Here is a 15,793-nt window from a genome sequence, read left to right on the forward strand (position 1 = left end):
CAGCACAATGACAACTGAATGACGCCGCAGGCAAATGACCCCCTTCTATGAAATTCACAGACTATAAAACCCTTGGCTTCACCAACTGGTGCGTCGAGAATCGGACGGCGATTTACATCTTCACCTTCCTGATTACGTTTGGCGGGTTGTTCGTCTACAATAACCTCCCAAAAGAGCAGTTCCCGGACATTAAAGTCCCCACCGTCATTATTCAGACGGTCTATTTTGGTACGGCGCCCGCCGATATCGAAAATACGATCAACAAGCCGATCGAGAAGCAGTTGAAGGCGGTTACGGGCGTAAAACGCGTAAAATCGAACTCATTGCAGGATTTCTCGCTCATCACCGTCGAGTTCAACCCCGATGCCGATGTAGCCGAAGCCCTACAGCGGGTGCGTGACGCCATTGATAAGGCGCGTCGCGATCTGCCACAGAAGCTCGATAGTGGCCCAACGGCACAGGACGTAAACTTCTCGGAGTTTCCGATCATGAACATCAACCTGGCCGGCAATTTCTCACTGAACCAGTTGAAAGACTACGCCGAAGACATGCAGGATGCCATTGAGGCCATGCCTGAGATCAGCCGCGTAGATATTGTTGGTGCGTTGAAGCGGGAAATCCAGATCAATGTGAACCTCGCCCGGATGCAATCGACCGGCCTGACCTATTTCGACATTCAGAGTGCCGTACAGGGCGAGAACATCAACGTGTCGGGCGGTGACCTGGATGTGGATGGCGTTCGCCGGACGTTGCGCGTAAAGGGTGAGTTTACCGACGTAGCCCAGCTTCGTAACCTGCAAATCCGCACCGGAACGGGGGCCACCGTACGCCTTGGCGACGTGGCCGATGTGCAGGATAGCTTCGAAGAACAACAGGATTTTGCGCGCCTGGACAACAAAACGGTCGTAACACTGAACGTTATCAAACGGGCGGGGGCCAACCTGCTGTCGGCATCGGAGAAAATCGAGCAAACGATTGATCAGTATAAAGAAGATCGTTTTCCACAAGGCCTCGACATAAAAATCACGGCCGATCAGTCGGAGAAGACAAAGGAAAACGTCAATGACCTGGTGAACACCGTTGTACTGGGCTTCATCTTCGTGGTACTTGTGCTTATGTTCTTTATGGGCGTGCGCGACGCCATCTTCGTTGGCCTGTCGGTGCCACTCTCGGCGCTGGTGGCTTTCGTACTGATGCCCGTACTTGGGCCAATCGTGGGAACGGCTTTCACGCTGAATACTATCGTGCTCTTTGCCTTCCTGTTGGGCCTCGGTCTGGTGGTCGATGACGCCATTGTGGTTATCGAAAACACGCACCGACTCTTCAATGAGAATAGAAGCTGGACCATTCAGCAAGCTGTAAAAGCGGCGGCTGGTGAGGTATTCATTCCGGTATTCTCAGGTACGTTAACAACCATTGCTCCTTTCTTCCCGCTGCTGTTCTGGCCGGGTATTGTGGGTGAGTTCATGAAGTTTCTGCCTCTGACGCTTATTCTGACGCTTTTCGCTTCGCTATTCGTAGCCTATGTGATCAATCCGGTGTTTGCGGTATCGTTCATGAACCGTCACGACGATGATCATCATGAAGACAACCAGGGTTTTGATACCATCAAACGGCCGCTGATGATTATAGGCGGGCTGGCTATCATTGGGTACGTTGTTGATCGGGGTGTTGGCAACCTGTTTGTGGTTGGGTTACTACTATATGTATTCAACCACTATGTGCTGACGCCAAAGTTGATCCTTCCTTTCCAGGAGCGCCTGCTGCCCCGTCTGAAGAGCGGCTACCGGAAGATGATCTCGTTCCTGTTGACTGGTTACCGGCCCGTATTCGTCGTACTGGCGGCCTTTGGTCTGCTGATCACCACGTTCCTGCTGCTGGGCGTTTTCCCGCCAAAAGTGATTTTCTTCCCGAGTGGCGAGCCTGATTACATTTACGTATATAATGAGTTGCCCCAGGGTACCGACGCCCGCGTGACCGATTCGGTGACGAAGGTGATTGAGAAACGGGTGTACAAAGTGCTGGAAGAAAACAAGGCAAAGGGTACGGTCAACTCGGTAATATCAAACGTAGGTAAAAACGCGGGTGATCCACAAAACCCCGACCGGAACGCTACACCGCAGAAATCGAAAGTGACCATCGCGTTCAAAGGTAACGAAGAGCGGGAAGGCATTTCGACGGATACGCTGCTGAACAAGGTGCGTATCGCCATGCAGGGCATTCCGGGTACCAACATTTCGGTACAGCGCGAAAGCAACGGACCACCAACGGGCAAGCCTATTTCGGTTGAAATTGCCGGCGATGACTTTGTTCAGCTTCAGAAACTGGAGCAGCAGGTACGTCAGCGGATTCAGCAGGCGGGTATCGAGGGTATCGAGCAGTTAAAATCCGATCTGGTGACCAATAAGCCCGAGATCGTTCTTAACATCAATCGCGACAAAGCAGAACGGGAAGGTATTTCATCGCAGCAGGTAGCGTTTGCGGTACGTACCGCTCTGTTTGGCACGGAAGTATCGAAGTTCCGCGATGCGAAAGATGAATATCCGATCATGGTTCGTCTGCAAAAAGACAACCGGAGCCAGATCGAGCGCCTGTTGAGCCAGAATATCGTGTACCGCGATATGAACTCAGGCGGTGCGTTGCGTCAGGTGCCCCTGTCGTCGGTGGTTGATATTCAGTACTCGACCACGTTTAGCCAGATCAACCGTAAGAATCAGAGCCGTCTTGTCACGCTCAGTTCCGATGTGGTGACGGGCTATAACGCCAACCAGATTGTGGGTCAGATTCAGCAGATTGTGAATGACCTTGACGTACCCAACGGCTACACGATCAGGATGGGTGGTGAGCAGGAAGATCAGAAAGAGTCGATGAACTTCCTGGTGTCGGCGTTCGGCATTGCCATTCTGATGATCTACCTGATTCTGGCCACGCAGTTCAACTCGGTCATCAAGCCATTTATCATCTTCACTACCATTCTGCTGTCGTTGATCGGTGTGTTCCTTGGCTTCATGATCACGGGCAAATCGTTCTCGGTCATCATGTCGGGTGTGGGTATCATCGCCCTGGCCGGTATTGTGGTGAAAAACGGTATTCTGCTCATCGAATTCATCGAAGAATTGCGCGGACGTGGCGTGCCAACACGGGAAGCCATTATTGAAGCGGGTGGTACGCGTTTAACGCCCGTGTTGCTGACCGCGGCGGCGGCTGTTCTTGGTCTGGTGCCCCTTGCCTTCGGCCTGACGGTCGATTTCGTGGGCCTCTTCCGCGATTTCGATCCGCACGTGGTCATTGGTGGTGACTCATCGGTGTTCTGGAATATCCTGGCCTGGACTATCATCTACGGCCTGACGTTCTCGACGGTGCTGACACTGGTCATGGTACCCTGTCTCTACTGGATCAACGAGCGTGTCCGCGACAAGTGGTTCCGCAAAGGCAACGCCATTGCCCAGCCTGCCCATCAGGAGGAGCCCGCCGAAGTGTAGGAACGTACCTGATGTACATGCAAAGGCCCGCCGCGATTTCTCGCGGCGGGCCTTTGCTGTATTAAATAGATTTACAGAGAGCTGTTTCGGGAAATAAATAGCTTGTCCGTCTTTACTTGGGAATCCATTTGACGTGACGTCTGCCAACATGGGTCATAACGACCGTACTGGTTTTTATCGCCTTTGTGTATTGCCTGATTACTACAGGCTGGGCTTACGTGGCTCATAACCAGTAGTTGCTTTATCCATTCGTTGCCTTGACGGGCGGGCTATTGGTTATTACTCTGGTGCTTGGAGGAGAAGCCAGTGAGCAGTTCAGGAAATGAGAGGGTAGCCCTGACAACTGGCTTCTTTTCTGTAGCTTTGATAGTACGAGTCAACCAACAAACTACATGTCATGGAGCCTATTTTTGCTACCGATCATACCCGCGAGCTGATTCCCCGCATCCGCGCATTCATAGAAAACGAAATCATTCCGCTCGAAACGGCTGAGCACCTGACGGGTAACTTTTCAAAGGTGGCCGCCATTCTTGATCAGAAACGCGAACTGGTCAAGAAAGCGGGTTTGTGGGGCTTGCAACACAGTGTTGAAGAGGGTGGTCTGGGGCTGTCGCTCTGCGAATTCGGGCAGGTAAGCGAGGTGCTGGCCTATAGTCCATTTGGGCATTACACGTTCAATTGCCAGGCTCCCGACATTGGCAATATGGAGCTGATGCATAAATACGCGCCGGAGCATCTGAAACGAACGTACCTGGAACCGCTGAAAGAGGGCCATATACGCTCGTGCTTCTCCATGACCGAACCCGAATTTGCCGGGTCGAACCCTACGCAACTGGGTACGTTGGCCGAGCGCGAGGGTGACGATTGGGTGATCAACGGCCATAAATGGTTTACGTCGTCGGCCGATGGATCGTCTTTTGCCATTGTTATGGCCGTTACCAATCCTGATGCCGCGCCGCACCGCCGCGCCAGCATGATTCTGGTACCAACCGATAATCCCGGTTTTGAACTCGTTCGGAACATCAGCATCATGGGCGACGGGTCTGACCACTGGGGCAGCCACGCCGAGGTACGTTACACCAATTGCCGCGTACCCACTGCCAACCTGATTGGGGGCGAAGGGATGGGCTTCACACTCGCGCAGGAGCGCCTCGGGCCGGGCCGTATTCACCACTGCATGCGCTGGATCGGCATTGCCGAACGCTCGTTCGATCTGATGTGCCGCCGCGCCGCTACCCGCGAAATGGAACCGGGCGTGATGCTGGGCGAAAAACAGTTTATTCAGGGATTCATTGCCGAAAGCCGCGCCGAAATCGACGCCTCGCGCCTGATGGTGTTGCGTACCGCCCGCAACATCGACGAACAGGGAGCCGCCGCCGTTCGCAACGAGATATCGACCATCAAATTCTACGTGGCCAACATGATGCTGCGCGTAGTGGATCGGGCTATCCAAACGTTTGGCGCGGCAGGCATCACCGACGATGTGTTACTGGCCTGGTATTACCGCCACGAACGCGGTGCCCGCATTTACGACGGTGCCGACGAAGTGCATAAAACGGCCCTCGCCCGCAGCATCCTGAAAGGCTACGGCCTCGACACCCGCAAGGCCAAACAAGTAGTAGGTTGATATGTAGGGGCAGGCCATCGTGCCTGCCCGCTCTCGGGCGCAACAGCGACCGCTGACAGGAAGTTAGTATAGTATAGTTGAAAATGGTCTTTCTTATCTACGATTTTACATTTGCTCTATCTGCGGTCGCTGTTGCGCCCGAAAGCAGGCAGCCACGATGGGTCGCCCCTACATATCAGCGATAATGGACGTTAAACAAGACAGTGCTCGGCCCGTGCGGGCGGGGGAAGAACTCAACGTACCTGCGCTGGCAACGTACTTGGGCCTTGGGCCGATTACCAGCGTTAGTCAGTTTCCGGGTGGGTATTCCAACCTAACGTACCTGATTATGATTGACGAATGCGAGTACGTGCTTCGCCGGCCGCCGGTGGGAGCGAAGGCGATTAAAGGCGGGCACGATATGGGGCGTGAGTTCCGGGTGTTATCGCTGCTGCGCGATGTGGGGTATGGCAAAATTCCCGCTCCGGTGGCCTATTGCGAGGACGAGAGCGTACTGGGTTGTCCATTCTACGTGATGGAGCGGGTGCCGGGTGTGATTCTGCGTGCTCAGTCGGCACCGAAATTGGGGTTACCAGCAGCAACGATGCATGCCCTGTCGACGGCCTTGGTCGATACGCTGGTCGCGTTACACGCGCTGCCTGTTCAGCCCAGCCTGATTCAGTTAGGTAAGCCGGATGGGTACGTTCAGCGGCAGATTGAGGGGTGGCACAAGCGCTATCTGGCCTCACAAACCGACGAGATAGCCGCAATGACCGAACTAGCCCGTTACCTGATTGACAACCTGCCTTCGCAAAACTCCGATGTTACGCTGCTGCACAATGATTTCAAGTACGATAACGTGGTGCTAAACCCGGATGATCTGACTGGTGACCCAATCAGAGCCGTTCTCGACTGGGAAATGTGTACGGTTGGTGATCCGTTGATGGATGTGGGTACGTCCTTATCGTACTGGGCCGAGGCGGCTGACGATCCGTTTCGGAAGTCGTTCAATCTGACGTGGTTGCCTGGTAACCTGACCCGCCGCGAATTTGCCGATCGGTACGCCGAACAGTCGGTACGCGACCTCTCACATATCCTGTACTACTACGTCTTCGGTCTCTTTAAAAATGCCGTAGTCATTCAGCAGATCTATGGCCGCTACAAACAGGGCCTGACCAACGACGAACGCTTTGCCGGTTTGCTGACCGGGGTACAGGCCCTGTCTACGGTTGGCGTGAAAGCAGTGGAAACGGGAAGACTGTGAGCTAGTTTGCGTGTATGTTAAACTAGATACTAACTCGGGTATCAAAGATGGACTTTGCCTATATTTAAAAGCAAAAACTCGTCTGTTATGAAAACTATGATACCGATCATTGCTGCGTTGGCAATGCTCAGCGGCTGCGCTTTACCGCCCAATAAATCGCAACTGGTAACGCTCAGTAGTACGTTACAGGCAGCGCCAGAAAAAGGATTCGTTTACGAGACAGATACGCTGCGTCTCAGCTACCAGTTTTTCAGCGAAGGCGGTACGGTTCACTTCAGCATCGAGAATAAACTGGCCCGCCCGCTCTACATTGACTGGAAACGTTCGTCGTTTATTATCGGTCAGAAAAAGCTGGATTACTGGTATGATGCCTCGTCGATCAATCTGACTGGAACCGCTTATACAAGTGGTTACGGCCGTTACCTGCGTACGTCGAGCAGTACATCCGTGAGCCTGACAGGCAGCGTTAACAAAGAAAACGCGGTTGACTTTATCCCGCCCGGTACGAAAATAGAAAAAGACCAGTTTGTGCTGGTACCAGGCTCTGCGCTAATTCTGCCGGGTCAGTACCTGACCGAGAAAGTGGCGTCTACTGATTTATCCAGAAGAAAACCGGTCGACGTGCAGACCTATCAGTATACGGTCGATACCTCGCCCCTACAGTTTCGCAATTACCTGACGTTATCGACCGATAAGGACTTCAGGAGCGAATTTGTGTTAGATAACAAGTTCTGGGCCTCGGGGGTGAAAGTGATGCCTTTCCAACAGCTTACGGGGGGAAGCTTCTATGATTACGAGTTCAAAAACAATAATCTGAGTACGCTCAAATCATTTCCTTATTTCCGATCTGATGCGTTCTTCATTCACTACTCGCCCAATTCATACAGCTCAGCCGGTACACTTGATCCGGCCCCCAGATAGGCTAGCTAAGACAGCCCTAACTGCTTCTCGATGAGCAGAATAAACAGGTGAATAACCTTGATGTGGACTTCCTGAATGCGGTCGGCATAGCCGAAGTGCGGCACCCGGATCTCAACGTCGGCCGCGTTGGCGAGTTTACCGCCATCTTTTCCCGTCAGCAACACAACCTTCATTCCCCTGGCGCGGGCCGCGTCGACAGCGCGGATGATATTGCCCGAATTGCCGCTGGTGCTAATGCCCATGAGTACGTCGCCCTCGTTGCCGAGGCCTTCGACAAAGCGTGAAAACACCGATTCGTACCCGTAATCGTTGCTTACGCAGGACATATGACTAGGGTCGGAAACGCACAGTGCAGCTAGTGAACGGCGATCGCCACGGTACCGGCCCGACAGTTCTTCGGCGAAGTGCATGGCGTCGCAATGGGAGCCACCATTGCCGCAGGAAATAATTTTTCGGCCGTTTTGCAGCGCGTTGGCCATTACCTGAGCCGCGTTAGCAATGGCCTGTATGTTGGCTGGGTCGGCCATGAAAGTGTCCAGAACCAACCGTGCTTCGGACAGTTCGTTGATGATAATATCGTTCATTTGTCTGACGTTTGTTGTTTGAGGTTTGTAGTGGCGTATCAACGGACCACGAACAACAAACCACTAAAACATCCAGCTTCGATAAGGAGCGTTCCAGCGGATGGCGAAGGTGGCAACCGTCGTGTTATAACTGTCGGGGATGTACTGACTGTCCTGCATGCGATTCAGGTAGCGGCCTTCCAGAAAGAAGTTATGCTTCAGCATATAGGTCAGGCGCAAGTCGGCATAGTTGATAATCGTTTGTCGGCCCTGCCCCACGAAATTACCATAATCGCGAAGGCGCTCTTCGTAATCTTTGAGTGGATTTCCCCCGTAATTGCGTCCGGGGGGATCAGTGCCTTTCATCATCACGCTGAATGTTCCATTAACAGTCATACGCTTATACTGATAGCGGACGATGCCGATGCCTTCCATAAAATTGGCTCCCAGTGGGTGGGCCAATGGCTGGTTATAGTGCGTGTAGTTGGTCTGTCCCGATTTGTGGGCGTAGGTATAGGGGCGGGCTATGTTAAATTCTCCCTGCAAATCAAGGTTTGGGATACCGAGCACATCGATATACTTCGCCCCGGCCTGAACCGCAAACTTGTTGGTCCAGGATCCATTAGCAGCCCGCAGTTCCTTGATCAGAAATTCATCGAGCATCAACTGGCCGTAGAGCAGAAAATGATTGGCGGCATTCACTTTAAAATCTAACCCAACAAAGGCGTTATCGCCGCTGCCTCGGGCCGACTCAACGTACCTGTAGAAGATAACCGGGTTCAGGTAATTGATGTCGAATTTATCGCGGCTGTATATTTCCGATTCGAACAGGCCGATATTCACCCGCTTGCTCAGGTTGATGCTCAGGTGGTGCATTGCCGTGAATTTCTGCGGGAAAAAGTTACTGCCATCCAGAATTACTTCGCCATTCTGCAACTCCGTAAACAGGTTCGTGTACAGGAAGCGCTTACCAAACCGGGTCTGGAATTTCAAAAACAGGGTCGACGCGGCGTTGTCTGATAACAGTAAAGAGCGAATTCCATTTCCGAAGAAATTACGGTCGTGACCAAACTGTATGTTTATGATTTTCAGTGCGTTGAAGGTAATGTAACCTCTGGCTTCGATAAAGTCGGCCGATCCGTTGAAAAGCTTGGCAACGCCCTGCCCCGGAGCAAAACCACCGCCTGTATTGAGTTTGTAGAGCTGCCCGTAGTCCTGAATGTATTTTGGGTAATAGATCTGATTATCGGCCACGAATGTGTAAAAACCCAGTCGCCGACCGATGCTGCCGCGAATTTCAACGCCGCGGGTGTTGGTAGTCAGGGCCGTTGTTAAGGCCTGATCACGCCCGTATCCGATGCTAAGAACCGGGCTGATGTGGAGGTCAAAATCGTCGTTTTTAATACTATAAAAGTCGTTTTTCTTCCGGTAAAAATAGCCCAGCAACGGCTTCTCGCTGTTGCCCGGCTCTTCGTAGCGTAGAATGACCGGCTGGGTAGCCGACGAATCGGAGGAGCGACCGAAAGCGACCGAAACGGGCGGGAACATCGCACGCACGGGTTGCGGGCTGGCCCACTCCCAACTGTCGGCGCGGAGGTAATCGATATTGAATTTATCTGTTGGCGACAGACTCACCCCGTCAGGGTCGTTTTGCAGGGTATCGATCAACTGCATGACGGCCTGCCGGTTGTAGGGCTTCACGGTGCTGTGAAAATTGTCGGCCCAACGGCCCTGCCGAATCTCGTACCGATCGATGAGATGATACTGGTCCTGGTTTAGTGGAATGTACGGACTCTGAGCCCGAACGGTCAGCGAAATAAGCAGGTAAAATAGAACGAATAAGCAGCGCATAGAGGACTCAGCAAAGGAAGGCAGTGCAAGGCAAGAGGCCATGTAGCGAAAAATAGCCGTTTGTGTTGGCATTACGTGATCTGGGCAGCTAAATTACACGGAAACTTAGCGACAATTAGTACAACCGTATGTTTGTATTTGCCCAGCACCCCTCTATTGCCAACCAATACCTCGCCGAACTTCGTGACGCACAGGCACAAACTGACCGGCTGCGTTTTCGCCATAATCTGGAACGACTCGGTGGGCTAATGGCCTATGAAATCTCGCGGACGCTGGCTTACCAAAATGGCAACGTGCAAACACCACTGGCGATGGCAGCCAGTCAAACGCTGCTGCAACAGCCTGTTCTGGCAACGATCCTGCGCGCTGGTTTACCGTTTCATCAGGGCTTCCTGAATGTGTTTGACCGGGCCGACAATGCCTTTGCCGGAGCCTACCGCCGCGTAGCCCGCCCGGGCGATGATGACAACGAGTTCGATATTGAAATGGAATACGTCAGCGGGCCAGACTTGAGCGGTCGCACGCTGATTCTGATTGACCCGATGCTGGCCACGGGGCGGTCGCTGGAGAAGGTGTACCATACCATGCTTCGCTTCGGGGTGCCCGCGCAGACCCATATTGCGGCGGCGATCGCCAGTCCGGAGGGGGTCAGGTACGTTCAGCAGCAACTCCCGCAGTGCCGGCTCTGGCTCGGAGCCATAGATAGTCACCTCAACGATCATTACTACATCGTTCCCGGCCTCGGCGATGCCGGTGATCTATCCTTCGGCGAGAAGATTTAGCGGGTAACGTGTCAGTTGCTTTGCGGTTTACCCCCAACTTATTTCACAAGCACCTTATGTACCTGCGTGGGCTGGCCGCTGGCGTAGAGAGACAGAAGGTAGATGCCCGTTGATAGCTCGCTGACCGTGATTTCGGTAACGTCACCCGTTTTAGCTTGCCGTCGTACAATCCGTCCTGTCAGGTCGGCTAGTTCGAGTTGGCCATCAACGTTTTCGTTTAGCCAACGTACCCAGAGGCGATCTGTGGCCGGGTTGGGGTAAACCGTAATTGCGCTGGCGACCGGTTCTGTGGCTGTGATAATGTAGTTCAGCGCTTCAGATGGCAACGATGAACACCCCCCCGATACCGCGACCACGTAGTAGGCACCCACGCCGTTTGGCCTGAACCGTGGACTAGTGGCACCTGCCACCGGCTGGCGGGAATTAGTATACCATTGATACGTTACCCCCGACGACGCACTAGTGCTGACGACTAGCTCTTCGCCCGCCTGTACCACGGCTGGTATAGCTGGTGCCACGCCTACCGTAACCGCCAGCGGATCGCCTGTATAAGCGGGCAGTGCAGAGGCGGCCCGTAACCGGTAGCCAGTGCCAGCAGCCATCGTGCCGGGCAGGGGTACGGTAACCACAAAATTGGTTGCATTGAACGGCGCACCCGTTACGCCAATAGGTATGTTACCAACTGTTTGGGAGTTGTTGAAATTTCCCTGCGCATCAGACAGTTGAAGAACAGGCCCCTGCTCAAAATAACCGGTATACGTACCGCTCAGCGGAACACTACTACCTGCACAAAGGACCGCCGAAACTGAAGCCGGGCGAAGCACAAACGGTTGCAACTGCGCTAGGAAATAGGCCGGTGCTGCCGACGTACCTGTCACCGACAACGTACCCAGTGGCAGCATTCCCGTTGTTTTACCCAATAGCAGGAGCGCACCGTTTTCGGCGCGGGCCACATCAACGAGGCGATCAGTACCGGTTGGGGCGTTCAGTCGTGTCGACCAGCGCAGGGTGCCAGCAGGGGAATAGCTGGCCAGACTACTATAGTCGGATGTGCCATACTGGTTAGTCGACTGGTCGTAGGGGCCATCGTAGCCGCCATGCGCAATAAATGCTCCGCTCTGATCGGCCAGCACGCCGGTAGCCACAGCCGAATCAAGGCGGGACACACCAGTCCTGAGCCATTGATTGTGGCCGGTAGCATCGTATCGAAGTAGCACCTGACCGTTTTCAATGGGAATACCCAGCGTTCTGTCGATGAGGGTATAATTGCTCAAAACCAGCAGGTTATCGTCTTTGTCGAGGGCTATATCTACAGGCGTTGTATCGTAATTTCTGGTTGCGTTGTTGCCCAGTGCTTCGTACAGGTACGTTCGCCACTGAGTGTCATCTTCGTTGGCCGCAACCAGCACCCCAAACGATCCGCTCCGAGTACGTTCGGTAATGGCCATTCGGGCAGCACCTTTCGAATCTGCAGCCACCACAACTGCTTCTGGAGCAGGTATGGTGGGAAAACCAAATACATTGGCACTGGCAAAGCGGCCATCTGCATCGAAGGTACAAAGAAATGGAACCCCCGTACCGGCCTGTCGGCCAAAAGCCATCACCGTTCCCGTTGCATCGATAGCCAGGCTTACCGGCTGGCTCATCAGCCCTTTCGGCGTAAGTACATACGTCAGCCAGCGTTGTGTATGGGTGCTGTCGAACTCGGCAATAAACGTACTACTCTGAAAAGCGTTGTCGAGGCGGTAGGTAGAGTCGCCAACGGTAAACTGCCCGGAAAAAGCTCCGGCTATAACTAGGTTTCCCGTGGGCGTGATGGCAAGACGCTGGATCGTTGGCCAGGTAGAAAACGTCTGTTTCCAGCGCTCACGGCCTTTGTTGTCGAGCAGGATCAATGTGTTGCCTTTGGTAAGAACGTAGGCACCGCGCGGCCCATCGGCGACTACCGCCAGCGGTTCGGCGGGTAGGGTGGTTACCCATGTAAAATTAGTCGACATGTCTGTAACTACCTGCGCCTTACATGGATCAAGTATAGCCAACAGGAGGATAAACAGAGTAAGTAAACGGTTCGCCATCATTACAAGATTTCCACAAAATCGACGCCAGGAACGAAGATAAGAAAACAACCCGCAGCCATGCTATCCTACGGTCCGTAAAATGAGAGGGGGCGCTGCCAATGAACAGCTAGTTCATCGGCAACGCCCCCTCTAGATAAAGCGTAATGAATGCGTCTTGGTCGGTTTAGCGCATCAGTTCATCAAAGGTTAAACCTATGTAGAACATTGAACCAACGGTTGAGCTACCGTATGCTTGGAAGTAAGGTGTGCCCAGGATATTGGTGCCGCCTACCTTCACAATCGACTTGATGCTGGTCAGCTTGTAGCTCACTTGGGCATCCAGGTTATCAATGGCTGGCACTATTGTGTTGTTGAATGGCGTTACACTCGCTTCGGATGGCTGCACAATGCTCGATTCCCAGACGAACTGATCCTGATGTTTCAAGTTCACACTAAAGCCGATCTTCGAGGCGTTGGTCGCCCGTTTGGTGAACGTGAGGTTGTAGCGGTATTTCGGCGTATTGAAGCCTGAATACTGCACCTCGTCAGACGGAACAAAGTTGTTTAGGTTGTTATTTGAGATGTTGCCGCTAATTACATACCCTTTCTCCAGTGCGTAGTTCAACCCAATGGCCCAACCCGATGCCGTAATGTCCTGGCTGCTGTTGGCCGGGAGCGAATAGGCCTTGCGGGTACTGCCACCAAACACGCCACTTTTCAGATCGAGCAGACCGGGAGCCGCTGAAGCAGTAGGCTGTATTAGCACCGCGCTACCAATAAAATCGGTATAAACGCTATAGTAATAATAGGCATCAACGAAGAGTTTCTTGCCGAAAATGCCCCGGTATCCAATTTCATAGTTGGCTACGCGCTCTGGTTTAAAGGCCCGTTGCTTGTAAGGAACCAACTTGCCATAATTGTTAAGGACGGCAACCCCCTGTTTCGTCGCATCAAGGTTGGCCGTGATGGCCCCCGGCAACGCAGCTGCTACACCCTGCTGAATTACGGTCGCTGATACACTGGCTGGAATCGTTCCTGCGGCTACACTCATTGCAATTACGCTCGTTACCTGAGCCGTTACCTGCTGCGCAATCAATCCCCTGGCTGCGGCTTCGGTGGCCGGATCGGCAAGCGACCTCATGATGTCGGCCCCAACTGCCTGTACATTGCTGAGTGTGTATGAGTTATCCAGCTTGTAGCGCGTGTAGAACTCTGGCAGGCCACCAATCAGGCGGGCGTTGGGCGTTTGCAGGTCGATGTACTGATTTTGCGTTGTCGGGATACGGAAGCCAGTCTGGTACGACAGGCGAACGTTGTGATCGCCAAAGGTGGTGACGGCCGAGACACGCGGCGTAAATTGCCCCTCGAAGTTTTGGTTTTTATCGTACCGTAAAGAGCCGGTAATTTTCAGGTGATCGCTCAGCAGGTTTTTACCTACCTGTGCAAAAGCACCATATTCATTGATGTTGATGCGTCCGTTCCGACCTTCTGCCTGATCAGCAAAAAGTGTGCCTTCTGAACCGAGTTGATACTGCCGGACGTTGGCACCCACCAGTATGTCCGCGAATTTGATCATGTCTTTGAAGTTATACACCCCTTCCGCATGATACATATTTGATTTGTCGAGAAAGGCACCGCCCCCCTGCGAGATTGGTTTTTTGCGGTATGTTTCGTACAGCGTTTCGTAGGCTGCTGTACCGGGTACAGGACGAACCCCGTTATTAAAACCTGCCGTGTACGGGTTGTTATCGGCGAAGGTCCGCGCCGTTACGAATGCCTGATCGACAGGCTGTCCTGCGCTGCGTGCCTGCACAAAAGCACCAGCGTACTCGCCAAACCATTGGGTGCTGGGCTTCCAGGCTTCATTCATGTATATGCTGGCCAGGCCCGCCGCGTAGGAGTCGCCCGAGCGTTCCTGGGTGGTGTAGGCCCGTAGTGAATAGTTGCTACCCCGCAGTTCTAGTTTAGCCTGCGTGATGCTGAAATTGCGCAATGAATACCGGCTGGCACCCGTGTATACCGTAGTTCCCTGACCGTAGTTCAATTGACCAATCAATTCAGCTTTTTCTGTTACCCGGTAATGAACAGCGCCATTGAATTTCAGGCTTTTCGTATTATAATCAACCAGATCAAGCTCTTTGTAGCCGGTCCGGCTTACGCTCTGGTTTGGCAACAGGCCCAACGCCGCCGCCGGGAGCCTGCCAGCAGCAACCAGACTTTGGCCAACCGATAATAGGTTGGCCTGGGCTTCGTCGCCATAGACGTTTGCGCCGTCGTAGTTTGGGGCAACACCCAGGCCACGAGCCGGATCATTGAGGCCTACTTGCGGGCCATTGATGTTCAGGTTGCTATAATTATTGGCCTGCCAGTCATTGGCTTTGATGTAGGAAAGGTTCAGCTTGAACGCGATCTTGTTGTTAAATGCTTTGGCATACCGGATCGAGCCGTCGTAGAAGCCGGTTGTGGGGGTTGTCCGGCTACTTTCACTCATGATACCCGTTTTCACGTTGGCACTCAGACCCTGGTAGAGGAAGGGGCTTTTGCTGCTCATCAGAATCAGGCCATTGATGGCGTTGGGACCGTAGAGGGCCGACGCAGCACCGGGCAGGATTTCAACGCTTTCTACGTCCAGTTCGGGCATGCCTACGATGTTATCGACGGGGAAATTCAGGCCGGGAGCCGAGTTATCCATTCCGTCGATCATTTGTACGGTGCGGGGGTTACCAGTAGCACCAAACCCGCGCAGGTTGATCGATTTGAACAGAAATCCCTGCGTAGCCATATCCACCCCTTTGACATTGGCCAGACCGTCGTAGAAGTTGGCAGCAGGTGTTTCGCGAATGGCCCGGATGTCCATTTTTTCCACCGCTACGGGCGATTTCATGACGCTCTCTTCCACGCGCGAGGCGGCTACAACAATCTCCTGACCTTGCATGGCCTGCTCCTGGAGCCGTACGCTGATGGTCGAAGTATTACCAGTAACGGTGGTTTCCTGCGTGGCAAAACCAACCGAGGAAATAACAAGTACAAACGGTGGTGGCGTATTTGTTGTGAGCGAGAAGTCGCCTTTTACATCTGTGGTTGTTCCGGTCACTTTGCCTTTCACTTTCAGGCTGGCCCCGGGTATTGGTAGCCCGATGGCGTCGATGATACGGCCCGAGACTCTTGTTTGCGCCATCGCCGTAATTGACAGAAGCAGCATGGACAGGATAAGGGCGTAAACGGTTTGAGGTACGTGTTTCTGCATATAGAAATTTGTTGATTGTT

At 53.3% G+C, this 15,793-nt stretch carries 9 protein-coding genes; 5 read left to right on the forward strand and 4 right to left on the reverse strand.

Annotation, left to right across the window (positions count from 1 at the left end; translation table 11 throughout):
- Window positions 1-47: 47 nt before the first annotated feature.
- The 4 genes from ACFE8Q_RS00845 to ACFE8Q_RS00860 all read left to right on the forward strand — a co-directional run bounded on the left by ACFE8Q_RS00845 (window position 48) and on the right by ACFE8Q_RS00860 (window position 7,273).
- Window positions 48-3,482, forward strand: a complete 3,435-nt coding sequence (locus ACFE8Q_RS00845; RefSeq protein WP_375443454.1) for an efflux RND transporter permease subunit — start codon at window positions 48-50, stop codon at window positions 3,480-3,482.
- A 397-nt stretch (window positions 3,483-3,879) separates the two neighbouring features.
- Window positions 3,880-5,109: an acyl-CoA dehydrogenase family protein gene (locus ACFE8Q_RS00850; RefSeq protein WP_375443455.1), complete on the forward strand. Its 1,230-nt coding sequence runs from the start codon at window positions 3,880-3,882 to the stop codon at window positions 5,107-5,109.
- A gap of 184 nt (window positions 5,110-5,293) precedes the next feature.
- Window positions 5,294-6,352, forward strand: a complete 1,059-nt coding sequence (locus ACFE8Q_RS00855) for a phosphotransferase family protein (protein ID WP_375443456.1) — start codon at window positions 5,294-5,296, stop codon at window positions 6,350-6,352.
- An 87-nt stretch (window positions 6,353-6,439) separates the two neighbouring features.
- Entirely contained in the window at window positions 6,440-7,273 is an 834-nt protein-coding gene (locus ACFE8Q_RS00860; protein WP_375443457.1) for a hypothetical protein, read from the forward strand.
- 5 nt (window positions 7,274-7,278) lie between these two features.
- Here ACFE8Q_RS00860 and lpcA read toward each other — a convergent pair whose 3' ends face one another.
- Together lpcA and ACFE8Q_RS00870 are read right to left on the reverse strand one after the other, a co-directional pair.
- Entirely contained in the window at window positions 7,279-7,857 is a 579-nt protein-coding gene (lpcA, locus tag ACFE8Q_RS00865) for a D-sedoheptulose 7-phosphate isomerase (protein WP_375443458.1), read from the reverse strand.
- Window positions 7,858-7,920: 63 nt separating this feature from the next.
- A complete protein-coding gene (locus tag ACFE8Q_RS00870; protein WP_375443459.1) occupies window positions 7,921-9,687 on the reverse strand; it encodes a hypothetical protein in 1,767 nt (588 codons plus the stop codon).
- Window positions 9,688-9,815: 128 nt separating this feature from the next.
- Here ACFE8Q_RS00870 and upp point away from each other — a divergent pair, with 128 nt between their 5' ends.
- The gene (gene upp / locus ACFE8Q_RS00875; RefSeq protein ID WP_375443460.1) at window positions 9,816-10,469 is read left to right on the forward strand and encodes a uracil phosphoribosyltransferase; all 654 of its coding nucleotides are present in this window, start codon (window positions 9,816-9,818) and stop codon (window positions 10,467-10,469) included.
- A 38-nt stretch (window positions 10,470-10,507) separates the two neighbouring features.
- On the opposite strand, the gene ACFE8Q_RS00880 is transcribed toward upp, so the two are convergent.
- Window positions 10,508-12,466 carry a T9SS type A sorting domain-containing protein gene (locus ACFE8Q_RS00880; protein WP_375443461.1) on the reverse strand — a complete coding sequence of 653 codons (1,959 nt, stop codon included), beginning with the start codon at window positions 12,464-12,466 and terminating at the stop codon, window positions 10,508-10,510.
- 244 nt (window positions 12,467-12,710) lie between these two features.
- Window positions 12,711-15,773 carry a carboxypeptidase-like regulatory domain-containing protein gene (locus tag ACFE8Q_RS00885; RefSeq protein WP_375443462.1) on the reverse strand — a complete coding sequence of 1,021 codons (3,063 nt, stop codon included), beginning with the start codon at window positions 15,771-15,773 and terminating at the stop codon, window positions 12,711-12,713.
- Window positions 15,774-15,793: the final 20 nt, after the last annotated feature.

This window comes from uncultured Fibrella sp., assembly GCF_964250085.1.
Classification (GTDB): Bacteria; Bacteroidota; Bacteroidia; order Cytophagales; family Spirosomataceae; genus Fibrella.